Source organism: Ochrobactrum sp. C6C9 (genome assembly GCF_022627935.1).
Lineage (GTDB): Bacteria > Pseudomonadota > Alphaproteobacteria > Rhizobiales > Rhizobiaceae > Brucella > Brucella teleogrylli.
Map to the genome: position 1 here is coordinate 191,992 of NZ_JABXGB010000007.1, position 23,244 is coordinate 215,235.

A 23,244-nucleotide genomic window follows, 5' to 3' on the forward strand; every position below is an offset into this window, starting at 1 on the left:
ATGCCCGGTTTTTTCGTTTGGGCTTTACTGTGTCAGCGCCGCCTGTTGGCAGATCACCCCGGTAACTTGCACATCGGCTTGGCCTAGTTTGACACCGAGCAAATCCAGAAGAGCAAAGAGCAGATTGTCAAGCAGTGCTGAGATAGGCGTGAGAAGAGCACCGAGAAGACTGAAAACGCCGCTTAAATCCAGAGAAATCAAACCCAGATCTACGTTCACTTCCATCTTCGAAAGCAGGGCGGATGTGAGTCCCCCCAGGAGCTTGGTCGACGAGGCAGTTTGGATTTTTTTATTCTGTATGTCGCTATAACTGAAGTTGAGAATTCTTTGGACATCATCTCCCAACGGAATTTCTGCCTTCGCATATACATCGGGTCCAATACCCAAAACCTTTATTTGCGCAATCTTCTTGCTGGTGACCACCGGCTTCTTGTTGAGATTTTTAAAGTCGGGATCGCTTAGATTTCCAAGGTAAACCCCAGCAATTCCGGTCGTCACACCAATGCCGACTTTCGCACTTTGCGGCCCCGCCGGGCAGCTTACGCTTTTCAGTTCCCCTTCCGCCGAAGCAACATCGACATAGATGGGTAATTTCAAATCTCCGAGCGTAATGAGCCCTAGAACCGAGCTGTTTAACAGCCCCACATAGAGCGATATTCTGATTTGAGCGGTGCGAACGAGCGAACCGACAGCGCCAACCCTGAAATATGGAGTCGATTGGGCTGGTTCGCCGATAGCGACACTGACCGTAACGGTTGCAAGCCCGCCAAGGTCGAGCCCTGTTCCAACGTCGATCTGGTGCTTGCCACCCAAGATTGCGGATGCGGTCACAAGCTGCAAGACATTGGCGGTGATGTTGTAATTGCCAGCAGACCCTATACTGGCATTCGCCAGAGAACCAAGCCCAAGCAGTTTTCCGACTGGCAGTTTGGTGGAAAGTGCTGCAGCATTTTTTCCAAGAACATTGAGCGCCGCCTTGGCTGTTGCGTTGTTGGTCACGACATCCGCCATCACCTTTGCCAGAACGCCGACTGACACATCCGTGTTCAACAGCTGGTCGTAAGTCCCGGCGGTCAGCCCAACCTGCGGCGCCAGTTTGTCGAGAAAGCCAAGCAGATTGATATCGGTGGCGGCAAGCGCGTTATAATCCAACAGCTTGAGATTGAGGGTTGTACCCAACAAACCGCCGAGAAGTCCGTTCAACGCGCTTTCATTCGTGTTCAGACTGGCCAATCGGGAGCCGATGGAAAAGGCCGCTTCCGCATGGGAGGCGGCCATGCCGCTCGCGCTGACCGCAGGGCGATCCATCAGCGCCTGACCGAAATAGAGATTGCCAGGTTTTGCGAGCGTCACCCGCACGGCATCGGGACTTGTTCCACCTGCCACGAAGCGTGACCCGACAGCCACCGATTTATCGGCGGTATATTTGCCGGTCTCCACCCAGACACGCGTGAGATTATCCGTCTTGCCTTTCACGATGGACGGATCGTAAGCGCCCGTCATCATGACCGGATCAAGCCCGTTGGCCTGCAATTGCTTTTTCACCGCGTCGCTAGCAGTGCCTATTGTGCTTGCGCCACTGATAGCCGCCAGATCGGCCATGTTCTGCAATTGCCGTCGCTCCAGATAGAGCGAGCTTGAATCGATGGTGAGTGCGGCGATTGCCAGAAAGAGCGGCGCGACAAGGGCCGCCATCGTGGCCAGATTGCCTTCGCGCGCCTTGAGAAACCGTAAGCCCCCCGCCCGCATGTCATGTCCCTCCGAGCCGGATTGTCGAAGCGCGCGTGATCGTCTTGCCCGGCAAAGGCAATCCCGTGAACAGATTCCAGATCGGCAGATTGGCCGCGTTATAGCTGATCGTGACTGTGAACTGGCTTGGATCCGACGCAGCATTGTCGATTGCGGTCTCGATCTGCGCCGGGTTGATCAGCGTGTATTTGGCCGCATTTTTCTGGATATAGGTCGTGGCAAGGGTCTGCCGCTCCGCCGCATCGATGCCCGCAAGCGCCGTGCGCGTCGCATCCGCAGCAAGCTGCTGCACGGCATTGGCCGCCCCAAGATAAATGCCAAAAGCGATCACGCCCATTAGCAGCAGCAGAAAAACAGGCGCCAGTATCGCAAATTCTACTGCCGCAGTTCCCACTTTATTACGTGGAAAAAGAACAGCAGATCTTAAACTCTCCTGAAACCATGCTTTTCTCTTCAACGATGGGGAATTAATCGTTTTAACTGTGTTCCCGCAGTCCATATGCCCTCCCGTCCAAGAGCAGATAAACTTTTATGTATATACATCACGAATGAACATGCTTCATGCACGCGCATTCAACTGTTTGACAGAAGAAATGCGTTCGATTTTTATTTTTATTACTTTTCATATTAACGCCGTCGATGCCATATCAACATAAAATAATTTAATAAAAGCTAAATAGATAGAAACAGCAAAACCTTATTGAACTCGCAGTAAATTATAACTACAAGTTGCACAAAATAACGGCAGTTACGCAGGTTCTCTTGTTTACCCGCGCAAGTCTACGGCGAAAGCGACCACCCGCCAACCAGTCCCCGAAGCGTCGACAATGGCTGGTTGCATGACAAATAATTAAGATGAAATCTTGAGTGCGAAAGTTTAGATAACCCGAAGCACCACTTTATTGGGAGAAGTACGGGCACGCTTCGGTTATCGGGCGTGCAGGCTTGCGGCCAGAACGGGTGCTTTTCACGGACAAGGCATGGTTTTCCCGCGAGAGCGGGGATTCAAGAATTCAGGGGATTTAACGTTGGGCACATCTTCCGCTTCATCCGGTTCGGGCCAGAAGGCGACATTGTCGCAAAAGCGCGCCTTCGGCAAACGCCGTCGCTGGTGGCTGTGGCTGCCCGCTGCGGTCATTGCTGTCTGCGCTGGCTGGTATTTCTTCGATGCGCGCGCAGCCGGAAACGAAAAGAGCAGCTATCTCGCTGAAACGGTTGTGCGTGGCGATATTGAAAACGCGATCACCGCGGTGGGTACACTCAGCGCCCTGCGCAGCATCAATGTCGGTGCGCAGGTCTCGGGACAGCTCAAAAGCGTGCAGGTGGAAGTTGGCGACCAGGTCACGGAAGGCCAGTTTATCGCCGAGATCGATCCCTCTCCCTTCGAGAAGAGGGTTGAGATCGCTAGCGCGCAGCTCGACAATCTGAAAGCCCAGCTTCTCAGCAAGGAAGCGCAACTGACGCTCAAGAAGCTCAACGCAACGCGGCAGAAGTCCCTGCTTGCCACGCGCGGCGTTTCTCAATCGACGGTCGATCAGGCCGAAGCCGATCTCGCCATGGCCGATGCGGATGTGAAGGCGCTTGGCGCGCAAATCCGCCAGCAGCAGTCGCAATTGGCGAGCGACACGGTCGATCTCGGCTATACCAAGATCAACAGCCCCATGGCGGGCACCGTCGTCGATCAATCCGCCAAGGAAGGCGAGACGCTGAACGCATCGCAAACCGCGCCGACCGTCGTGACGGTCGCCGACCTCAAGGTCATGACCGTCGAAGCGCAGGTTTCCGAAGCGGATATCGCCAAATTAAAGCCCGGAATGGAGGTTTATTTCACCCTGCTCGGCCAACCGGAAAAACGTTTCACGGGCACGCTGCGCCAGATCAAGCCGACACCTGCCACCGAAAATAACGTCGTGCTTTATTATGCGCTGTTCGATGTGCCGAACCCGACCGGCGAACTCATGATCAATATGAGCGCGCAGGTCTATTTCGTGATCGATTCGGCCAAGGATGTGCTGCTCGTTCCAACCTCTGCGCTGAGCTTCAAACGCCGCGACCCTTCCGGTGAGGCGGGAGGTCAGCAAGCCGAACGCCCGCAAGGGCAGCGCAACGGCACCCGCAATGGCGGCAGCCCGCGTGATGGCCAGCATCGCGGAAAACCGCAGATTATCGTCAAGGTCGTTGACACAAATGGCGCTATCGCCGAGCGCACAGTCGAAGTCGGCGTGCGCAACCGCGTGCAGGCCGAAATCAAAAGCGGACTGGAGGAAGGCGACAAGGTCGTCGTCACCAGCGCTTCGGGAACTTCGTCCGCTGGAAATGCCAATGCCCGTGGCGGTCGTCGCCCCGGCGGCATGTCCTTCTTCTGAGGACGTCCCCCATGCAAGACGCGCCCCTCATCCGGCTTGAAGAGATCAGCAAGACGTATCACAATGGCGACCTCGCCGTTGAGGTTCTGCATGGCATCAGCCTCGACATCCGTGCGGGCGAGTTCGTCGCCATCATGGGTGCTTCGGGTTCAGGCAAATCCACCCTCATGAATATTCTGGGCTGCCTCGACAGCCCGACTAGCGGGCAATATCGGATCGACGGTGAAGATGTTTCCACCCTCGATGCCGATGCGCTGGCCGCCCTGCGCCGCCGCACATTCGGCTTCGTCTTTCAGAGCTACAATCTGATCTCGACATCGACCGCGCAGGAAAATGTCGAGGTTCCGGCGATCTATGCAGGCATGCCCGCTGCCGAGCGTCATGAACGCGCAGCCGAACTGTTGAACTCGCTGAAGCTCGGCGACCGTATCGACCACCGCCCCAACCAGCTGTCGGGCGGTCAGCAGCAGCGCGTTTCCATCGCGCGCGCTTTGATGAATGGCGGACGCATCATTCTCGCGGACGAGCCAACGGGCGCGCTCGACAGCCAGAGCGGCGAGGATGTGATGGAACTGCTGCGCAACATGCACCAGCAGGGCCACACCATCATCGTCATCACCCACGCCCGCGAAGTGGCGGAGCGCGCAGACCGGCTGATCGAGATCAAGGATGGCGAAATCCTGTCCGATACGACCAAGCGGGGCATTCCAGACCGGCAGGCGCCGCAGCGCTTGCAGCGGACGGGCGATGGACATGCCGCGCGCATTGCCGATATTTCGGAAGCCGTAAAAATGGCCATGCGCGCCTTGCGGGCCAATATTTTCCGCACAGTGCTGACGCTTCTCGGCATCATCATCGGCGTCAGTTCGGTGGTGACGATGCTCGCCATCGGCACCGGCGCGCAAAATTCGATCCTCGACCGCATCAACGCCATGGGCACCGACCTGGTGCTGGTGCGCCCGTCCATGACGGGTTTTCGCGGCTCGGGCAGTATCGCAACGCTTGTGCCAGCCGATGCGGACGCGATCCTCGAACTGCCGAACATCAAATCCGCCGTGCCGGAAGTCACAGGCACAGTCACGCTCAGGCGCGGCAATGTCGATTACCAGTCACAGGCCAACGGCACCGTTCCGGCTTTTTCGGAGGCCAAATCCTGGAAGCTCGCGACGGGCGATTTCATCACGCAGAACGATATAACCTCCTATGCGCCGGTTGCCGTGCTCGGAGCCACCGTGGTCAAGACGCTGTTTCCGGATGGCAGCAATCCGATCGGCCAATATATTCTGATCCAGAAAATCCCGTTTCAGGTCATCGGAACGCTTGCGCTGAAAGGGGCTGGCTTCGGGGGTACGGATCAGGATGATGTGGTGGTCGTTCCGCTTTCGACCGGCAATCTGCGCCTGTTCGGCCAGAAATATGTGCGCACCATCACAGTGCAGGTGAAGGATGCGGATCTCATCAACACGACACAGGAGCAGATTCAGGGCCTGCTCGACGAGCGCCACAAGCAGCGTGACACGATGATCACCAATATGTCGTCGATTCGCGACGATGCGGCGGCCATGGGCAGCACCATGACGCTGTTTCTCGGTTCTGTTGCCGCCATCTCGCTTCTGGTCGGCGGTATCGGAGTCATGAATATCATGCTGGTCAGCGTGACGGAGCGCACACGCGAAATCGGCGTGCGCATGGCCACCGGCGCAAGGCGGCGGGATATCCTCCTGCAATTCATCACGGAAGCGCTCACTGTCTCGGCCATTGGCGGCGCCTTCGGCGTGGTCATCGGCCTTGGGGCCGCCGCCATCGCCGGTTGGGCCGGACTTTCGGTCGGTTACAGCATCGGGCCGGTTCTGCTGGCTTTCGCCTGCGCCTTCGCAACAGGGCTGGTCTTCGGCTTCCTGCCCGCCCGCAAGGCGTCGCGCCTACTTCCAGCCGTCGCGCTGTCGTCTGAATAGGACCACGCGGGAACTGATGGAAAAAACCGGGCATTTCGCCCGGCTTCTCATTCAATCTATTTCGCTTGGTCAGGCCGTGCCGGTCGAGCCGAAGCCGCCAGCGCCGCGCGTGGTTTCGGTCACCTCAGTGCGTTCCTCGATCTTCGGCTGTACCACGGGTGCAAAGACTGCCTGTGCGATGCGCATGCCGCGTTCAATGCGGAAATCATCGTCACCCAGATTGACCAGCAGCACCTTCACCTCGCCGCGATAATCGGAATCGATGGTTCCCGGTGTGTTGAGGCAGGTAATGTCGTTTTTGAAGGCGAGGCCGGAGCGCGGACGAATCTGCACTTCAAACCCTTCCGGGATTTCGAAGATCAGACCCGTCGGCACCAGCGTCCGGCGTCCGGGCAACAGCACGATCTGGCGGTCTTCGGCAACGGCTGCGCGCAGGTCCATACCTGCAGAACCGGAGGTCTCATAGGCGGGAAGTTCAAGGCCTTTCGCATGTTCGAGGCGAATAATGCCGAGCGTTGGTGCTTGAGCGGATGCTGCGGTCATGAGGGAGCCTTTCCTGCGGGAATTCAAATTGGCGACGCTCATACGTGAAAACAGATCAAAGGTGTACCGCCTATTTGGCGTTTTGCAATGATAGTACGGCACAGGATCATGCTTTTTTTCGTGTATAGCCGATCTGACGCTGCCGTCAGCGCAGGTCGAGCGGGACGACGGTGGTTTCCTTGATTTCTTCCATCACAAAGGAAGCCGAAACATCCGACAGCGGAACGCTGGCGATCAGCTGCTGATAGAGCCGGTCATACGCCTTAACGTCGGTGACCCGCGCTTTCAGCACGTAATCGAGATCGCCGGTCATGCGGTAGACACCGACGATTTCCGGGAAACGCGCCGTGGCGTTGCGGAATTTGGCCAGCCATTCCGGATCATGGCTGGATGTGCGCACCAGAATGAACACGGACAGGCCGCAACCCGCCAGCTCGGCGTCCACCAGCGCGACGCGCGCCTTGATGATGCCTTCCTCTTCCATGCGCTTGACCCGCCGCCAGCACGCATTGCGCGACAGGTTCACGCGCTCCGACAGAGAATCAACGGACAATGTGCCGTCAATTTGCAGTTCTCCCAATATTTTGCGGTCTATCTCGTCCATAGATGCTATCATGGTGGGATGATTGTCCCAATTTTTTACAGATTTCAAGGATATTTTGAGATTTCATCTTCCTCTTTCTTGCTAAAATGATTTTCCAGAAAGGCGCTTCAGCGCAGGGCATAAGAGAATGAATTTCTCAATCAAACGGGAGCATTTGCAATGACGACGCGTATTACCCGCATTTTCACCGAGCATCCCGCATCGGTTGATGAGACCTATTTCGAGCATATGGCATTTGCATCGCGGTTTTCATTCAAACTGTTCGGGGCAGCCTTTGCTGCTTTGATTCATGCATTTTTGCCATTTTTGTTCGAAAAGACTGCAAGCACCATCGTCCGTCAGCTTTATGAGCGGACGCATAACAGAGGTCGCTAAGTTACGCGGTTTCCGCTTTCGGGCGACACGTTTATATCGGATCGCACATGTGCCGTTGGGCCGCCTATCTCGGACCTGAGACCTATCTGGAAGACATTATTTCGTCTCCCTGTCATTCGCTCGTGGCGCAAAGCCACGATGCGCATGAAGCCAAAACACGCACCAATGGCGATGGTTTCGGCGTCGCCTGGTATGGGCATCGCACCGAACCGGGCCTTTATCGGGATATTCTGCCAGCCTGGTCCGATCAGAATCTTGGTAGTCTGGCGCGACAAATCAGGTCGCGCCTTTTTCTTGCGCATGTGCGCGCCTCGACGGGCGGGCTGACCAGCCGTTCCAACTGCCACCCCTTTGTTTCCGGGCGCTGGAGCTTCATGCATAACGGGCAGATCGGCAGTTTCGACCGGCTGCGCCGCAGGCTAGAAGCGCATTTGAGCGATCATGTCTACGCGCAGAAGCACGGCGCAACCGATTCCGAGCTGATCTTTCTGCTGATGCTGGAATTCGGCCTCGACAGCGATCCGGTTCAGGCCATGAAGCGCGTGGTGGCGACGATCGTGGATGAAGCCGGAAAGGCCAATGTGCCGCCGTTTCTGCGGCTGACCGCCGCCTTTTCGGACGGCAATCAGCTCTATGCCATCCGCTATGCCACCGACGCCTTTGCGCCGACGCTTTATACGGCAACGCTTGGCGCATCGTCCGGCATCTGTGTGGTGTCGGAGCCGCTGGATGGCGAAGCCGCCAACTGGATGGCCGTGCCGGCAAACAGCTTTGTCACCGTCTCCCGGCAGGGGCGCATCGCCATCGACGGTTTTGAGGGGACGATGGCGTCTCCTCAGGGTGTGGCAACAGTTTAGGCGTTGCCGATCAGAATACCCGCCGCCAGAACCAATGCGCCGCCCAGCACCACTTGCAGGACCGAGCGGAAGAAAGGCGTTTCCATGAAGCGGTTCTGGATAAAGGCAATCGCCCAGAGTTCAAAGAACACGATGACTACCGCGAGAGATGTAGCCGTCCAGAAATCCGTAATCAGATAGGGCAAAGCGTGGCCGAGGCCGCCCAGCGCCGTCATGATACCGCAGGACAGGCCGCGTTTGATCGGCGAACCACGGCCAGACAGTTTGCCGTCATCATGAATGGCTTCCGTGAAACCCATTGAGATACCCGCGCCGACCGAGGCAGACAGGCCGACCAGAAAAGTCTGCCAGGTGTCCTGCGTAGCAAAGGCGGCAGCAAAGATCGGCGCAAGGGTGGAGACCGAGCCGTCCATCAGACCCGCAAGGCCGGGCTGCACATAGGTGAGGATGAACTGCTTGCGCTCCAGCGCACGCTCCTCGTTCTGTACGGTTTCGGGCGTCAGCTCATGTTCCAGCGATTCGGCTTTAACCTCGTGCTGCTTTTCCTGAAGCGCCAGATCGCCCAAAAGCTTGCGCGTGGCCGCATCTGTGACGCGCTTTGCGGCCTCGATATAGAAGCGATAGGCCTGATCTTCCATCTCGGAAGCCGCGTCGCGCACCTTGTCGATGCCCAGCGGACGCACCAGCCAGTCGGGCTTGCGGTCGTAATAGCCGCTGACATGCTCGCGGCGGATCAGCGGAATATGGTCGCCGAAACGCGCGCGGTGCCGCTCGATCAGCGCATCGCGGTGCCCGTGTTCCTCCGCCGCCATCTGCTCGAAAATCTTCGCCGATTGTGGGAATTCTTCGCGCAAGCCATCGGCATAAGCGAGATAGATGCGCGCATCGTCCTCTTCAGACGAGATGGCAAGCGCCAGGATTTCCTGTTCGGAAAGCGAATCGAACGGGCGACGACCGTTGCGGAAAAAGCGACTCAGCATAATCAAATCCATCATTTTAGAATTATTCTAAAGTTATAATGAGTCAGCTGAAAGTCAAGTCTTGCGGTGCGGGCCTGTTTGGCGCATTACATTTCGGCCCCGGTAAAACGGGGTTTTGTAAAGCAATGACCTGACGAAAAAGCCAGAAAAGAACAGGATCGATGGCATCGATGAACACGCAAGCGCAAGGCACTAGCCCCCGTCCGCTGAATGGACAGGATTTCCGCACCCTTGGCCTTTCGGCCCTTGGCGGCGCGCTGGAGTTTTATGATTTCATCATCTTCGTGTTCTTTGCCAGCGTCATCGGGCATCTGTTCTTTCCGCCGGATATGCCGGACTGGCTGGTCATGATCCAGACTTTCGGCATTTTCGCAGCCGGTTATCTGGTGCGCCCGGTCGGCGGCATCGTGCTGGCGCATTTCGGCGACAAGTTTGGGCGCAAGCGGGTTTTCGCTTTCTCGGTGTTCCTGATGTCGATCTCGACATTGGCCATGGCCTGCCTGCCCACTTATGCGACGCTGGGTGTCGGCGCGCCGATCCTGCTCATCGTGTTTCGCATGTTGCAGGGCGCGGCCATTGGCGGCGAGGTTCCCGGCGCGTGGACCTTTGTGGCGGAACATGTGCCTGCCAATCGGGTCGGCATGGCCTGCGGCTTTCTCTGTTCCGGCCTGACACTCGGCATCATGATTGGTTCGCTGATCGCTACAGCCATCAACTGGATTTTCACCCCGGAAGAACTCTCCGCCTACGCATGGCGCATTCCGTTCTTCATCGGCGGTATTTTTGGTCTGCTTGCGGTTTATCTGCGGCGCTGGCTGGCAGAAACCCCGATCTTCACCGCGATGAAGAACAGCCATTTGCTGAAAGACAAGCTGCCGCTGAAGACCGTTCTGCGCGAGCATATGCACGGTGTCATCATCTCCGTGCTTCTGACCTGGATCTTGTCAGCCGGTATCGTTGTGACCACGTTGATGACGGCGACCTTCCTGCAAAAGCTCTATGGTTATACGCCTTTGCAGTCGCTTGCCGCGACCAGCTTCGGCACGCTTTTCCTGATGTTCGGAACTGTGACTGCCGGTTCTATCGTTGACCGTATCGGCAGCGGACGTTTCTTCGCGGTGGCCGGTGTTTTCTTCGGCATTGCCACCTTCGTTTTCTACAGCTTTGCCGGTACGTCGCTGCCGGTGCTGTTTGCGCTTTATGCGGTGATGGGACTTTCCGTCGGTATGGTTGGCGCGGTGCCCTATGTCATGGTGCGCGCATTCCCGGCCCCGGTGCGGTTCTCCGGCCTGTCTTTCTCCTATAACATTTCCTATGCGGTGTTCGGTGGCTTGACGCCGGTGATCGTGACGACGATGCTGGCGGTCAACCCGATGGCCCACGCCTGGTATCTGGTGTTTATCGCGGTGCTGACCTCCGGGCTCGGTTTCTACCTCATGGCGCGCAGCGACCGGGTGGAAGGTGCTATCGGCCTTGATGATCTGTCGGTTGCAAACGCTGTTCCACACAGGAGCTAACAAAAAGGGCCGCATCAGCGGCCCTTTTCTTTTCGTGTTTAATGCGCCGCCAGTTTGGCAGTGCTCAAGTTCTTGTCGTGAACGGCGAAGCGATCGATCATGTCGGCGCTGGCTTCGTTGAAGCCTGTCACCGACACGTTGGTGCCGCCGGTACGATATTTCATCACCACCTTGTCGAGCGCGCCGACTGCGGTAATGTCCCACAGATGTGCATGGCTGACGTCGATGGTGACCTTCTTCGCAGGCTTGGAGAAATCAAACGCGGCGATAAAATTCTGCGCCGAAGCGAAGAAAATCTGGCCCTGAACAGTATAGATGCGTTCGCTGCCGTCGCTGTTTTCGGCCTCGGAGACGCGGAACATCTTGGCGACCTTGCCCGCAAAGTACACGCCGGAAAGCAGAACGCCGACCAGAACGCCTTTGGCCAGATCATGCGTTGAGACGACGGTGACCACCGTTGCCAGCATGACGAAGGACGAGGATGGCGGGTTACGACGCAGATCGAGGATAGATCGCCACGAGAATGTGCCGATGGATACCATGATCATCACCGCCACTAGTGCCGCCATCGGAATGATGCGCACAAGATCGTCGAGCACCAGAATCAGGAACAGCAGGAAGGCGCCCGCCACGAAGGTCGAAAGCCTGCCGCGTCCGCCGGACGAAACATTGATCACCGACTGCCCGATCATGGCGCAGCCGCCCATGCCGCCGATCAGCGCCGAGGCGATATTGCTCGTGCCCTGACCGATACATTCCTGGCTTTTGTTGCTGGGCGTGTCGGTCATGTCGTCAACAATCTGGGCGGTCATCAGCGATTCGAGGAGCCCGACCGCCGCGAGCGTGATCGAATAGGGCAGGATGATCTGCAAGGTTTCGAGCGTTACCGGCACTTGCGGCAATGCGAAGACCGGCAATGCGGATGGCAATTCGCCGAGATCGCCCACGGTGCGAAGATCCATCCCGCTCCACCAGGCCAGTGCGGTGAGAACCGCGATGGCGACCAGTGGCGAGGGGATCGCCTTGGTCAGTCGCGGGAATAGATAGATGATGGCAAGGCCGCCCGCGATCATCCAATAGGTCTGGACTGGCACATGGATCAGCTCTGGTAGTTGTGCCATGAAAATGAGGATCGCCAGCGCATTGACGAAGCCGGTGATGACCGAGCGCGATACGAAACGCATCAGGCGTCCGAGCTTCAGGAAACCGGCAAGGATTTGTATTATGCCCATCAGGATTGTGGCGGCAAACAGATATTGCAGCCCGTGTTCCTTGACGAGCGAGACCATCACCACGGCGGTTGCAGCCGTGGCGGCAGAAATCATGCCGGGGCGACCGCCGGTAAAGGCGGAGACGCAGGCAATGGCGAAGGAAGCAAAAAGGCCCACTTTGGGATCGACCCCGGCGATGACCGAAAAGCCGATGGCTTCGGGAATAAGGGCAAGTGCTACGACGATGCCGGAGAGAATATCGCCGCGAATGTTGGAGAACCACTCGCGGCGGTAGGCAGCAAGACGTGTCATTGAATTTTCCGCAAATAGAAGACGGGCGTTGAGAGCCGTCCGATTCAACATGGCCGATTGTAAAAATGGGAGATGTTGTTGCGTTGTCTGGCGGATAGGCGGCCAGAAGAGCCACCCGGGCTTTCACCGGGTCCTTGCGAATACACGTGTATAAACAAAAAGAACGCAGCAGGGCAATAACCCGCTGCGTTTTCTATTGGGCACTATTGAATAGATCAGAGAATCTTCTGCATGAACGTCAGATCGAGCCAGCGTCCGAATTTCTGGCCGACTTGTTTCAAGGTGCCACAATCTTCAAAGCCCTGCGATTTATGCAGCGCGATGGACGCGGCATTGCCCGCCTCGATACCAGCCACCAGCACATGCACCTTGCGGCGGCGCGCTTCTTCCACCAGTTCGGCCAGCAAGGCGCGACCGATGCCGCCGCCGCGCGCATCGCTTGCCACATAGACCGACAGTTCGGAGGAATGTCGGAAGCCTTCGAAGGGCCGGAAAGGACCATAGCTCGCATAGCCGACAACCTGGCCTTCGCGCTCGGCTGCCAGCACCGGGAAGCCGTCGCGATTGCGGCCTTCCAGCCATTGGCGCCGGTTTTCCAGATCGACGAGCGTTTCGTTCCAGATGGCAAGCGTGTTGTCGACCGCATCATTATAGATGGCGAGCAGCGCGGGAAGATCTGCTTCCGTCGCATGGCGGATGGAGAGGGTCATTTCAGATGCCTTTGTAAAAGAGCGTGGTGGCGCAGGGGCTGCCATCGGGAAAGAGCGCGTAATTCGGGATCACGCCGACAGGCTGCCAGTTCAGATGCGTATAGATCGCTTCGGCGGGACTGCCGGTGGCGGTGTCGAGACAGATCAGCGTTCTGCCATGCAGACGTGCTTGGGCTTCCGCCGCGTCCATCAGCTTGCGGGCAAGGCCGAGGCCGCGCGCCTTGCGGTGGATCAGCAGCTTTTTCAGATCGGCGCGATGCGGCTGATTGGGCATTTGGGAGAGACCAAGCTGCACCGTGCCGACGATCGCGCCGTCATGCTCAGCGACGATGAGCAGCGTCTCGCCGTTCTCCGTCTCGCGGGCGATGCGGGTCCAGTAAGGCGTAAAATCCTGCGGCTCACAGGGTGCCATGAACCCGACCGATGCGCCACCCATGACGCAGTCGGCAAGAATTTCGGCGAGCGCCGGAATGGCTCGTTTCGCTTCTTCCGCATTGAGAACGTGGATCATCGGACGGTCTTTCAGAGGTTGCTGCGGCGTTCGAGCACAATGGCATAGCGTGCAGGGGTCGAACCGGGATTGTGAAAAGTGATGCCCGCCATGATCGGCATATAAAGGCAGTCGCCGGGCTTGAGGCTATAATGCGTGTCGCCGACGGTCATTTCCATTGCACCGGCAAAGAGCCACATATGCTGGGTGATACCGGCATTGGCGGTCTGGGGTGCGAAAGTGACCTTGCCGCCCGCCGGAAACTCGACCTCGATCAGATCGACATTCGAACCGGTGCCGGGCGGGGATACGGACCGGCGCACATAGCCGGTGTCGGGATCGCGCCAGACGGGTTGACGATCGTGGGGGAGGTAGGGCGAGGGCGGGGCTTCCGCATCGCCAAAAAATGCTGATAGCGACGTGCCAAGGGCGGCGCAAATGCGCGCCAGCAGTTGTGCGGTGGGGCTTGTCTCGCCGCGCTCGATCCGCGAGATCATGGCGCGGCTGACACCGGAAGCATCGCCCAACGCATCCAGCGTCATGCCTTGCGCCAGACGCAGGCGGCGCAGGTTCTCACCGATGGCACTGTCGAGTTGTTCGATTGCGTTTTCCATTATGTTAGAAATAATATCTATTATAATGGAGTCAAGCGATTTCGCATATGAAAACGGCGGGATTTCTCCCGCCGCATTCAATCTGTTTCTACGATCAAAGCCCGAGGCTCAGGCAGTGACCTCGCTCCCTCATCCTGAGCCGGTGCGAAGCACCGTGTCGAAGGGCGAGGGCAGGCGCTGGGTTCGCTTTCCCTCGTCCTTCGAGACGCCGTTTTCAACGGCTCCTCAGGATGAGGGAAGGGGACGTCGGTGCATTAAACCGATCAGCCTTGCGCCTTCAGTTCCAAGCGGCGGCGATGCAGGACCGGCTCGGTATAGCCGTTCGGCTGTTCGCGGCCTTTGAAGACGAGATCGCAGGCGGCCTGGAAGGCGATGGACTTGTCGAAATTGGCAGCCATCGGGCGATACAGCGCATCGCCTTCATTCTGCTTGTCGACGACAGCGGCCATGCGCTTCATGGTTTCCATGACCTGCGCTTCCGTGACAACGCCATGGTAGAGCCAGTTCGCAATGTGCTGGGCGGAAATGCGCAGTGTCGCACGGTCTTCCATCAGGCCGACATTGTTGATGTCCGGCACCTTCGAGCAGCCGACGCCCTGATCGACCCAGCGCACAACATAGCCGAGAATCCCTTGCGCGTTGTTGTCGATCTCTTTCTGGATGTCTTCCGGCGTCCAGTTTGGACGGCTGGCGACCGGCACCGACAGAATGTCGTCGAGCTTGGCGCGCGGACGGCTCTTGAGCTTTGCCTGAACGGCCGCAACGTCCACTTGGTGATAGTGGGTGGCGTGCAGCGTGGCAGCGGTCGGTGACGGTACCCATGCGGTGTTCGCGCCTGCCTTCGGATGAGCGATCTTCTGCTCCAGCATTGCCGCCATCAGGTCGGGCATGGCCCACATGCCCTTGCCGATCTGCGCGTGGCCGGAAAGGCCGCATTCGAGACCGATATCGACATTCCACTGCTCATAAGCACCGATCCACGCGGCCTGCTTCATGTCGCCCTTGCGGATCATCGGGCCAGCTTCCATCGAGGTATGAATCTCGTCGCCGGTGCGGTCGAGGAAGCCGGTATTGATGAACACGACGCGATCCTTGGCGGCGCGAATGGCTTCCTTGAGGTTGATCGTCGTGCGGCGTTCCTCGTCCATTACGCCCATTTTGAGCGTGTTGGGCTGCATGCCGAGCAGTTCTTCCGTCCGGGTGAAGATTTCATTGGCGAAAGCCACTTCTTCCGGGCCATGCATCTTCGGCTTGACGATATAGACCGAGCCTTCGCGTGAGTTCATGTGACGGCCATTCGGGCCGATATCGTGCAAGGCGATCAGGCTGGTAAAGGCGGCATCCATGATGCCTTCCGGCACTTCATTGCCGTCAGTGTCGAGAATGGCCGGATTGGTCATCAGGTGCCCGACATTGCGAACCAGCATCAGCGAGCGGCCCTTGAGCGTCAGGTCGGAGCCATCGGCGGCGCGATAGCTGCGGTCGCCATTGAGACGGCGCGTCATCTGCTTGCCGTTCTTTTCGAACGTGTCTTCCAGCTTGCCGTTCATCAGGCCGAGCCAGTTGCGATAGACTGCAACCTTGTCCTCGGCATCGACGGCGGCAATCGAATCCTCGCAATCCTGAATCGTGCTGATGGCCGATTCCAGAACCATGTCTGCAATATGCGCCGGATCGGTCTTGCCGATCGGATGGTCGGCATTGACGACGATATCGACATGCATGTTGTTCTTGGCCAGCAGCACATTGGTCGGGTTGGCGGCGTCGCCATTATAGCCCTTGAACTGGCTGGCATCTTTCAGAACCGTTGCGGAACCGTTCGTCAGCTTGATGTCGAGCTTGCCATCCTTGACGGCAAGGCCAGCGACGTCGGCCCATTTGCCGGAGGCGAGCGGCGCGCTTTCATCGAGGAAATTCTTCGCCCAGGCGATGACTTTCTCGCCGCGCTTCGGATTGTAGCCCTTGCCCTTTTCCGCGCCATCGGCATCGGAAATCGCGTCGGTGCCGTAAAGCGCATCATAAAGCGAACCCCAACGCGCATTGGCAGCGTTGAGGGCGTAGCGGGCGTTCATGACCGGGACGACAAGCTGCGGACCGGCAATATGGGTGATTTCCGGATCGACATTGGCGGTCGAAACGGTGAACTCCCCGCCTTCCGGCAGGAGATAGCCGATGTCCTTCAGGAACTGCTGGTATTCCGCCTGGCTATAGCCTTTGTCGCGGTTTTCCTTGTACCAGCTGTCGATCTTCGCCTGCATGTCGTCACGCTTTTTCAAAAGCGCGCGGTTCTTCGGGGCAAGATCGCGAACGATTGCGGCAAAACCTTTCCAGAACTTGTCCGGGTCTACGCCGGTGCTGGGCGCGGCCTCCTTGGCCAGAAACTCCACGAGTTCAGGGGCAACACGCAAACCTTCAATTTCGACGTAATTGCTCATGGCTTGGCCTCCTTCAGAATAAATACAACTACCGCCAGCGCTTTTCAGGCGTCAGCTACCATGCTGCCTTTGAACCGCTTTGGCGCGCTTTCGTCAATCGACGCGGCGGCACATCATCTGTGACGCTGGGGAGAAAATAAATCACAACTTTAAGGTGTGTCTTATTTGGTCCGGCGTCCATCCCTGTTCACGCAGCGATGCAAGAGCGGTATCCTTGCGGCTTTTCGACAGTTTCAGCCCATCGTCGCCCAGCACGAGGTCATGATGGTGATAATGCGGCTCCGGCAGACCGAGAAGCTTTTGCAGGAGGCGGTGCACAGCGGTCGCGTGGAAGAGATCGCGGCCACGCACGACATGGGTGACGCCTTGCAGGGCGTCGTCCACCACCACAGAAAGATGATAGCTGGTCGGCGTGTCCTTGCGTGCGATGATCACATCACCCCATCGGGCGGGATCGGCGGCAATGCGCCCGGTCTCGCCATCCGGTCCGGCGCCGTTTTCTTCCCAGAACAACGTTTCACCCACGGTGGCCAGCGCCTTTTCCATGTCGAGACGCCAGGCATAAGGGATGCCGGATACGATCCGTTCCAGCCGGTGCGCTTCATTGAGGTTGCGTTCGCCCTTTGGATAAAGCGGCGTGCCGTCCGGGTCCGACGGCCAGACCTTGCCCCTGGCGTGGGCTTCGCCAATCCGCTCGCGCACTTCGCCACGACTGAGAAAGGCCGGATAGACAAGGCCCTTGTCGGCAAGCTTTGTCAGCGCATTGCGATATTCGCCAAAATGTTCCGACTGGCGGCGTACAGGCCTTTCCCATGACAGGCCGAGCCAGTGCAGGTCGTCGTAAATGCCCTGTTCCAGCGCAGGCGTGCAGCGCGCCGTGTCGATGTCTTCCATGCGTAATAGAAAACGACCGTCGCTTTCGTTCGCCATGCGTGCATTGAGAAGAGCTGAATAGGCATGGCCGAGGTGCAATTGGCCATTGGGGCTGGGGGCAAAGCGAAAGACGGGTCTGGTCATGATCCTGTCAGTTGATTGTCATCTGAGCACATTGGTACTTTGTCGGCGATTGAAATGAAAGGCCACAGCATGCAGCGCATCGATACATTGGAGGATATAGAGGCTGGCCTTGAAGCGCTGGTTTTGGCCGATATGCGCCTGGCCGATATTCGCAGCCGCGCTCATGCGGTTCCGCTGCGTCGCTCACCACCAGGGTTCGAAAGTCTGGCTTCCATCATCGTGGCGCAGCAGGTTTCAACTGCAAGCGCTGCGGCCATCTGGGGGCGGTTGAAACAGGTGATCGATCCGCTGACGCCGCAGGCCTATATTGCTGGCGGCGAAGAGGCGTGGCGCTTTGCCGGGCTGTCTCGGCCCAAGCAGAGGACGCTTCTGGCTGTCTCGCAGGCGCTGGTGGATGACGGGATCGATCTGCACGGGCTTTGCGATCTGCCTGCGGAGGAGGCGATAGCTGCGCTCACCGCTATCAAGGGCATCGGGCCGTGGACGGCGGAAGTCTATCTGCTGTTTGCAGCCGGTCACCCGGACGTGTTTCCGGCGGGTGACGTGGCGCTGCAAGCTGCCGTCGGTCATGCCTTTGCCCATGAAACGCGCCCGGATGCTGTGGCGCTGCGCAAGCTTGCGGAAGACTGGGCGCCGTGGCGCGGCGTGGCGGCGCGATTATTCTGGGCCTATTACGCGGCAATCAAGGGCCGCGAGGCGGCCCCACTTTTGTAGATGCATCTGTAAATGTTGCGTGTTTCCGGTGGCACAAATGCGTTTCCGCTTCACAATCCTGTCACGTCGGGCTTACATTATCGCCATCAGCTGATGACGGTATTTCGATTCGCAGAAGCTTGATTTTCTGCTGATTGCAGTCCCGTCCTCGCGAGGTTGGAGCGTCGTTGTTGCGCCCACAATGGACGCGCGGCGCTCCGATGAAGAGCGCAATTCCGCTTGGAAAGTCGTCGTTTCGCCCTTTCTCGGAGTTGCTCTGAAGGAGGTGCGTCCTTGACCATTGCAGTCTCACCCCGGACCGTCTCGACGAGTGGCTTGCCCGCTCTGGTCCTCAACGCGGATTATCGTCCGCTCAGCTATTACCCCTTGTCGCTCTGGTCATGGCAGGATGCGATCAAGGCGGTCTTTCTCGAACGCGTGAATATCGTCGCGGAATACGACCAGATCGTTTCCTCGCCGTCTTTCTCCATGCGTGTTCCGAGCGTGATCTGCCTGAAGGATTATGTGAAGCCGCCGCGCTATCCGGCGTTTACGCGCTTCAATCTTTTCCTGCGTGATCGTTTCGAGTGCCAGTATTGCGGCTCGCCGCATGATCTGACCTTCGATCACGTCACCCCGCGTTGCCATGGCGGCGAGACGACGTGGGAAAATGTGGTCGCCGCCTGTTCACCATGCAATCTGCGCAAGGGCGGTCTCATGCCTGCGGCTGCGCATATGTGGCCGCGCCAGAAGCCGGTCATGCCGACCGTGCAGGATCTGCACAACAACGGTCGTCTTTTCCCGCCCAACCATCTGCATGATAGCTGGCTCGATTTTCTCTATTGGGATGTCGAACTGGAGCCTTGACGCATGTTGCGCAAAACTGCGTAGCAATCCTGCGACAACATCATGCGAAAAAAGAAGACCTAAGCCCCTCAGAATCTTCCCTTACTTGCCACTCTTCGCAAAAGCGCCGTAGTAGCCGATGGCTGCAAAGAACAGGCTTGCGACGATATTCCATCCGGCAAAGGACAGACCAAGGAAAAAGCCGGGTGCGCTGTCGCATGCGGGCGGGCGCGTATTGAGATCGCCCAGAAGATTGCCCGCGTCCAGCGTGACTTTCATCGTCGCCGCGCTGCAATCGGCCGGGCCCGGCCAGTACTTCAGCTCAACACCCGTATGATAGACCGCCAGCGCCAGACCATAGGTCATCAAAAGCGCGCCGATCAGGATGAGGCCGCGCGTCAGGATCGGCGGCCATTTCAAGCCGTAGGAAAGCCAGGCCGCAGCCAGAACCGGAACGCCGATATAATAAGGCGTGCGCTGTTCAAGGCAGAGTTTGCACGGCATGAAACCGGCAATATGCTCGAAACCGAGCGCGGTGCCGACAGTTGCGGCCAGTCCGAAGGTCATGATGCCTGCGGTCCATGCCTGTGTTTTGCCAACCGGGTTATTGAGTGCAAATGCCATATGAAAATTCCTGACGCGGCTCTTTATGTGCAGCTAAACTAAGATAGAGACTTGTTTCCAAGCAATTTATTTTGACCGGCGTGAGGCAGCCGGCTCATGCGTGAAGATATTTCACAGCAAAAAACAGGGCGATCAGCAAGACCGCCACGGCGCTGGCGATCAGGCCAAGGCGCTTTTCGATAAAATGGCGGATCGGCTCGCCATAACGGCGCAGCAGCCAGGCCAGGAAATAGAAGCGCGCGCCGCGCGCAACAATGGCCGATGCGATGAACAGCCAGATATTGACGCCAGCCGCCCCCGACAGGATTGTCACAACCTTGATCGGCGGGAGATGGGCGAGGCCCGATGTGATCAGCATCAGCAAAATGGTGTCGGCGCTGGTCGTGCCGCGCAGTTGCTCGAACGTGTCCAGCTTGCCATACATTTCCAGCACCGGCTTGGCGATCTGTTCATAGGCATGATAGCCGAGATACCAGCCTGCGATGCCGCCCAGCACCGATGCAACGGTTGCGATGAAGGCATAGCGCCAGGCGCGTTCCGGACGAGCCAGCGCCATCGGCAGGAACAGAACGTCTGCCGGGACAAGGAAAACCGAACTCTCCACGAAAGCGATGATCGCCAGCCACCATTCGGCTGATTTTCTTGCGGCAAGCGAAATAGTCCAGTCGTAAAGGCGGCGCAGCATGGATTGTCCGGATAATGTGCGGCGGATAGCCGTCGTTGCGGTTGCACCGTCTATAAATAAAAAAGACGGCGCGAACAATCCGCACCGTCTCTTCATTGGCTTATATCAATCAGCGCTTATAGGCGCTGCAGATATATTTGGTTTCGAGATATTCCTCGATGCCGTATTTGGAGCCTTCGCGACCGAGGCCGGACTGCTTGACACCGCCGAACGGCGCGACTTCATTGGAGATCAGACCGGTATTGTGGCCGACCATGCCGTATTCGAGCCCTTCGCTGACGCGGATCGCACGGCTGAAGTTCTCCGTATAGAAGTAAGCCGCGAGACCGAAGATCGTATCGTTGGCCATGGCCAGCACTTCTTCTTCCGTGTCGAAGGCAAAGAGCGGCGCCAGCGGGCCAAAAGTTTCTTCCCGCGCAACGGCCATGTCCGAGGTCACGCCGGTGAGAACGGCCGGTTCGAAGAACAAGCCGCCCAGTTCCTTGCCGCCGGTGATGAGCTTTGCACCCTTCGAAACCGCGTCTTCAATATGCGCCTTGACCTTGGTGATCGCCTTTTCCTCGATCATCGGGCCGATGACCACACCCGGTTCGGTGCCGTTGCCGACCTTCAGCGCCTTGACCTTCTCCGCGAGTTTTTCAGCAAATTTGTCGTAAACGCCGCGCTGAACATAAATGCGGTTGGCGCAAACGCAGGTCTGACCAGCATTGCGATATTTGGAAATCATCGCGCCTTCGACAGCGGCGTCGAGATCGGCGTCGTCAAAGACGATGAATGGCGCATTGCCGCCGAGTTCCAGCGACACTCTTTTGATCGTTGGTGCGCACTGGGCCATCAGCAGGCGGCCCACTTCCGTGGAGCCGGTGAAGGAGAGCTTGCGTACAGTGTCATTGCTGGTGAGTTCAGCGCCTATTTCGCGCGCCTTGCCGGTCACGATCTGCAAGACACCGGCAGGGACGCCAGCCTTTTCAGCCAGCACGCCAAGCGCCAGAGCCGTCAGCGGGGTCAGATCGGCAGGACGCACGATCATCGTGCAGCCAGCGGCGAGTGCCGGTGCAGCCTTGCGGGTGATCATGGCGGCAGGGAAATTCCACGGCGTGATCGCGGCGGTGACGCCAACCGGCTGGCGGATCACCGTCAGGCGCTGACCGGCCTGCGGGGCAGGGATGGTGTCGCCATAGACGCGCTTTGCTTCTTCTGCAAACCATTCAATGAAAGACGCGGCATAAAGCACTTCACCGCGCGCTTCGGCCAAAGGCTTGCCCTGTTCCGATGTCATGATCAGCGCAATGTCATCGGCATTGGCGACAATGAGGTCGAACCACTTGCGCATGATGCCCGCGCGTTCCTTGGCGGTTTTCGCGGCCCAGGCGGGAAGCGCCTTGGCGGAAGCGTCGATGACTTCCTTGATCGTGTCTACCGACAGCGACGGAACCGTGCCGACCACCGAGCCATCAGCCGGGTTGGTGACATTAATGGTCTTGCCATCAGCGGCGTCGATCCAGCGACCGTCGACCAGGCATTTCGATTGAAGCAGCGAAGGGTCTTTCAAGGTGATCATGTCTGATGTTCCGTCCCAGTCTTGCATTTGATTGTTTGTTCAGTATATTGAACACGCTTCGATATATTGAATTAAACAGATCATGGCAGCCAAAGTCAATCGGGAAGCCGATGATCTGTCGGGCAGGTGGCGTGTCAGCATAGGAATGAAACGATGACCGAAGAGGCAGGTTCCCTCAAACTGGTTCCGGCGGTCATGCGCGCCGCACAGATACTGGATCTTATCGCCAAGGCCGGTGCCGGCATGGGCGGGGCACTGAAACTATCCGATATTGCGCGTCAGGCCGGGCTGCCCAAAAGCAGCGTGCACGGGCTTTGCCAGACGCTGGTTTATCTGAAGCTTCTGAAGTTCAATAGCGACGGCAGCTTTTCCATGGGGCCACAATCGGTGCGCTGGGCCAATATCTTTCTGGCGGGCAGCGATATTGTCGAAGTGTTTCATGAGGCGGTGGCGCAGGCAGAGGGGCTTGGCGCCTACACGCTGACGCTTTCCCATCTGGAGGGACCGGATGTCATTTATCTGTCCTGCCGCAATTCGTCCGCGCCGCTTGGGATAACGTTCCGCATCGGCATGCGCGTCCCCGCAGTCTTTACGGCAACGGGCAAGGCCATGCTCGCGGCAATGCCGAATGACGAGCGCGCACGTCATCTTCCCGAACATTGGCCGGAACTCGCTACACCAGCGAGCGTCGCTTCGCTGAAGGCGCTCGAAGGCGAGATGTCCGGCATAAGAGAGAAGGGCTATTCCCTTGATGACGGCCAGTTGCGCGAAGGCATGTTCTGCATCGGCGCGGCAATCTACGAACAGCCAAACCGACCGAGCGCGGGGATTGCTCTTTCCATGATGGCTGCAGAGGCCCGTCCTGAAGTGATCGAGCAGATTGGCAAACGGATGCGGGCGCTCGCGGATGATGTCGCGGAGCGAATGGGGTGGGCTTCCGCATCAGAATCGCCTGTTCAAATTGGTGAATAAGGAGTAAATTTCGTTCGTTATCCCTGTGGAAAAGAAAATCGCATTTTTATCGAAAGCTGTGTTGACAGTTTTGGTGTGCGGGGCCTATATAGCGCCACAACGAGGGCGGCGACGCTGCTAGCGGCAGG

The 23,244-nt window shown here is 58.0% G+C and carries 22 protein-coding genes and 1 other annotated feature; of the genes, 8 read left to right on the forward strand and 14 right to left on the reverse strand.

Annotated elements, in window-relative coordinates:
- Positions 1–24 precede the first annotated feature (24 nt).
- Together HWD97_RS08035 and HWD97_RS08040 are read right to left on the reverse strand one after the other, a co-directional pair.
- The gene (locus tag HWD97_RS08035; RefSeq protein ID WP_371834929.1) at positions 25–1,749 is read right to left on the reverse strand and encodes a pilus assembly protein TadG-related protein; all 1,725 of its coding nucleotides are present in this window, start codon (positions 1,747–1,749) and stop codon (positions 25–27) included.
- 1 nt (position 1,750) lies between these two features.
- A complete protein-coding gene (locus HWD97_RS08040; protein ID WP_235858975.1) occupies positions 1,751–2,143 on the reverse strand; it encodes a TadE family protein in 393 nt (130 codons plus the stop codon).
- A 586-nt stretch (positions 2,144–2,729) separates the two neighbouring features.
- Between HWD97_RS08040 and HWD97_RS08045 the strand changes: the two genes are divergently transcribed.
- A complete protein-coding gene (locus tag HWD97_RS08045) occupies positions 2,730–4,115 on the forward strand; it encodes an efflux RND transporter periplasmic adaptor subunit (protein ID WP_371834930.1) in 1,386 nt (461 codons plus the stop codon).
- Between the two features lie 11 nt (positions 4,116–4,126).
- Complete coding sequence (locus HWD97_RS08050) at positions 4,127–6,070, forward strand: MacB family efflux pump subunit (RefSeq protein WP_109369717.1); 1,944 nt, start codon at positions 4,127–4,129, stop codon at positions 6,068–6,070.
- Positions 6,071–6,139: 69 nt separating this feature from the next.
- Here the strand turns inward: HWD97_RS08050 and dut are convergent, their stop codons facing one another.
- Both dut and HWD97_RS08060 read right to left on the reverse strand, forming a co-directional pair.
- Positions 6,140–6,613, reverse strand: coding sequence for a dUTP diphosphatase (gene dut / locus HWD97_RS08055; RefSeq protein WP_371834931.1), 474 nt, complete (start codon positions 6,611–6,613; stop codon positions 6,140–6,142).
- A gap of 145 nt (positions 6,614–6,758) precedes the next feature.
- The gene (locus HWD97_RS08060; RefSeq protein ID WP_109369715.1) at positions 6,759–7,229 is read right to left on the reverse strand and encodes an Lrp/AsnC family transcriptional regulator; all 471 of its coding nucleotides are present in this window, start codon (positions 7,227–7,229) and stop codon (positions 6,759–6,761) included.
- 147 nt (positions 7,230–7,376) lie between these two features.
- Between HWD97_RS08060 and HWD97_RS08065 the strand changes: the two genes are divergently transcribed.
- Together HWD97_RS08065 and HWD97_RS08070 are read left to right on the forward strand one after the other, a co-directional pair.
- Positions 7,377–7,592: a DUF6356 family protein gene (locus HWD97_RS08065; protein ID WP_109369714.1), complete on the forward strand. Its 216-nt coding sequence runs from the start codon at positions 7,377–7,379 to the stop codon at positions 7,590–7,592.
- 47 nt (positions 7,593–7,639) lie between these two features.
- Positions 7,640–8,449, forward strand: coding sequence for a class II glutamine amidotransferase (locus HWD97_RS08070; RefSeq protein ID WP_109369713.1), 810 nt, complete (start codon positions 7,640–7,642; stop codon positions 8,447–8,449).
- Here HWD97_RS08070 and mbfA read toward each other — a convergent pair.
- On the reverse strand, positions 8,446–9,429 hold the full coding sequence (gene mbfA, locus HWD97_RS08075; RefSeq protein ID WP_109370306.1) for an iron exporter MbfA: 984 nt from the start codon (positions 9,427–9,429) through the stop codon (positions 8,446–8,448). The two genes, HWD97_RS08070 and mbfA, sit on opposite strands and share 4 nt — an antisense overlap.
- A 170-nt stretch (positions 9,430–9,599) precedes the next feature.
- Between mbfA and HWD97_RS08080 the strand changes: the two genes are divergently transcribed.
- Positions 9,600–10,946, forward strand: a complete 1,347-nt coding sequence (locus HWD97_RS08080) for an MFS transporter (RefSeq protein WP_109370305.1) — start codon at positions 9,600–9,602, stop codon at positions 10,944–10,946.
- Between the two features lie 38 nt (positions 10,947–10,984).
- Here the strand turns inward: HWD97_RS08080 and HWD97_RS08085 are convergent, their stop codons facing one another.
- The 6 genes from HWD97_RS08085 to gluQRS form a co-directional block, all read right to left on the reverse strand.
- Positions 10,985–12,469: a SulP family inorganic anion transporter gene (locus HWD97_RS08085; RefSeq protein WP_109369712.1), complete on the reverse strand. Its 1,485-nt coding sequence runs from the start codon at positions 12,467–12,469 to the stop codon at positions 10,985–10,987.
- Positions 12,470–12,550: 81 nt separating this feature from the next.
- Positions 12,551–12,606 (reverse strand) — a sequence feature (sul1 is cis-regulatory element that is thought to sense ions involved in sulfur or methionine metabolism; They are found in Alphaproteobacteria).
- Between the two features lie 78 nt (positions 12,607–12,684).
- Positions 12,685–13,179: a GNAT family N-acetyltransferase gene (locus tag HWD97_RS08090; protein WP_109369711.1), complete on the reverse strand. Its 495-nt coding sequence runs from the start codon at positions 13,177–13,179 to the stop codon at positions 12,685–12,687.
- Position 13,180: 1 nt separating this feature from the next.
- The gene (locus HWD97_RS08095) at positions 13,181–13,690 is read right to left on the reverse strand and encodes a GNAT family N-acetyltransferase (RefSeq protein ID WP_109369710.1); all 510 of its coding nucleotides are present in this window, start codon (positions 13,688–13,690) and stop codon (positions 13,181–13,183) included.
- 11 nt (positions 13,691–13,701) lie between these two features.
- On the reverse strand, positions 13,702–14,283 hold the full coding sequence (locus HWD97_RS08100; RefSeq protein WP_124915879.1) for a helix-turn-helix domain-containing protein: 582 nt from the start codon (positions 14,281–14,283) through the stop codon (positions 13,702–13,704).
- 263 nt (positions 14,284–14,546) lie between these two features.
- Entirely contained in the window at positions 14,547–16,718 is a 2,172-nt protein-coding gene (locus HWD97_RS08105; RefSeq protein ID WP_109369708.1) for a malate synthase G, read from the reverse strand.
- Positions 16,719–16,859: 141 nt separating this feature from the next.
- The gene (gene gluQRS / locus HWD97_RS08110; protein ID WP_109369707.1) at positions 16,860–17,735 is read right to left on the reverse strand and encodes a tRNA glutamyl-Q(34) synthetase GluQRS; all 876 of its coding nucleotides are present in this window, start codon (positions 17,733–17,735) and stop codon (positions 16,860–16,862) included.
- A gap of 69 nt (positions 17,736–17,804) precedes the next feature.
- Between gluQRS and HWD97_RS08115 the strand changes: the two genes are divergently transcribed.
- Together HWD97_RS08115 and HWD97_RS08120 are read left to right on the forward strand one after the other, a co-directional pair.
- Entirely contained in the window at positions 17,805–18,449 is a 645-nt protein-coding gene (locus tag HWD97_RS08115; RefSeq protein WP_109370304.1) for a DNA-3-methyladenine glycosylase, read from the forward strand.
- 273 nt (positions 18,450–18,722) lie between these two features.
- Positions 18,723–19,295: an HNH endonuclease gene (locus tag HWD97_RS08120; RefSeq protein WP_078339434.1), complete on the forward strand. Its 573-nt coding sequence runs from the start codon at positions 18,723–18,725 to the stop codon at positions 19,293–19,295.
- Between the two features lie 81 nt (positions 19,296–19,376).
- Here the strand turns inward: HWD97_RS08120 and HWD97_RS08125 are convergent, their stop codons facing one another.
- The 3 genes from HWD97_RS08125 to HWD97_RS08135 form a co-directional block, all read right to left on the reverse strand.
- Positions 19,377–19,898 (reverse strand): disulfide bond formation protein B, encoded by a 522-nt coding sequence (locus HWD97_RS08125; RefSeq protein ID WP_109369706.1) that lies wholly within the window; start codon positions 19,896–19,898, stop codon positions 19,377–19,379.
- Between the two features lie 94 nt (positions 19,899–19,992).
- Positions 19,993–20,583, reverse strand: coding sequence for a YqaA family protein (locus tag HWD97_RS08130; protein ID WP_109369705.1), 591 nt, complete (start codon positions 20,581–20,583; stop codon positions 19,993–19,995).
- Between the two features lie 109 nt (positions 20,584–20,692).
- Positions 20,693–22,144: an NAD-dependent succinate-semialdehyde dehydrogenase gene (locus HWD97_RS08135; RefSeq protein WP_109369704.1), complete on the reverse strand. Its 1,452-nt coding sequence runs from the start codon at positions 22,142–22,144 to the stop codon at positions 20,693–20,695.
- 153 nt (positions 22,145–22,297) lie between these two features.
- Here HWD97_RS08135 and HWD97_RS08140 point away from each other — a divergent pair, with 153 nt between their 5' ends.
- Positions 22,298–23,116 carry an IclR family transcriptional regulator gene (locus HWD97_RS08140; protein ID WP_109369703.1) on the forward strand — a complete coding sequence of 273 codons (819 nt, stop codon included), beginning with the start codon at positions 22,298–22,300 and terminating at the stop codon, positions 23,114–23,116.
- The last annotated feature ends 128 nt before the right edge of the window (positions 23,117–23,244 follow it).